The organism is Nonomuraea sp. NPDC005650 (assembly GCF_040605375.1).
GTDB lineage: Bacteria > Actinomycetota > Actinomycetes > Streptosporangiales > Streptosporangiaceae > Nonomuraea.
The window spans coordinates 1-1,038 of record NZ_JBEXCR010000149.1; the positions used below are offsets into that span (position 1 = coordinate 1).

Annotated in this window: 1 protein-coding gene; it reads left to right on the forward strand. The window is 69.7% G+C overall.

The window, feature by feature from the left end; all coding sequences use genetic code 11:
- A partial coding sequence (locus ABZS69_RS67105) for a condensation domain-containing protein (protein WP_355395707.1) occupies positions 1-1,038 on the forward strand: 1,038 nt, incomplete at both ends.

Sequence of the window (1,038 nt, forward strand, 5' to 3'; positions counted from 1 at the left end):
GGCACCGGAGGCGACACAGGCACAGGTAACGGCGACGGAGCCGGCAACAGGGCTCAAGGCGGCAACACCGGTACCGGCCAGCGGCTCATCGCCTATCTGGTTCCGGCCGATCCCGCCCTCGGCATCCCCGCCACCGATGATCTGCGGGCGCATCTGGCCGCTGGCCTGCCCGACTACATGATCCCGTCGATCTTCATCGAACTCGCCGCCTTCCCGCTGTCCCCGAACGGGAAGATCGACCGCGCCGCCCTGCCGGTCCCGGACGGCAGCCGTCCCGAACTCGCCGGCGGCTACCAGCCACCCACCACCCCCACCGAACAACTACTGGCCGGCATCTGGGCCAACCTCCTCGGCGTGGACCAGGTCGGTGTCCGGGACAACTTCTTCGATCTGGGCGGGCACTCCCTGCTGGCCACCCAGACCATCACCCGCATACGGGCGGTGCTGGGGGTGGATCTTCCCCTGGCGGCCCTGTTCGATCAGCCGACCGTCGGCGGCCTGGCGCCGCTCGTGGACGGGGCGAACGGCACCAGCAGGCCCCCGATCGTGCCGGTCGACCGTGACCAGCGACTTCCCTTGTCCTTCGCCCAGCAGCGACTGTGGTTCCTGGCCCAGCTCGACCCCGACTCGGCCGAATACAACACCCCGTCGGCGATTCCGCTGCCTGGCGACCTCGACGTCCCCGCCCTGCGCGCCGCGTTGACGGCGCTGGTGGAGCGGCATGAGGTGCTGCGCACCCGGCTGGTCGCCGACGCCGACGGCATCCCGCATCAGGTCATCGACCCGCCTGCCGGCTTCGACCTGCCGGTCATCAGCGTGGCGAGCGAGCAGGAAGTGCAGGCGCTGATCGCGGCCGATGTGGCCACGCCGTTCGACCTGGCGGCCGGTTCGCTGCTGCGCGCCAGCCTGATCCGGCTGGCCGATCAGGAACATATCCTGGCCTTGTGCATGCACCACGTCATCTCCGATGAGTGGTCGGCCAAGATCTTCCACCGGGAGCTCCTCGCTCTCTATGACGCTTTCCGGGCGGGGGAGCCG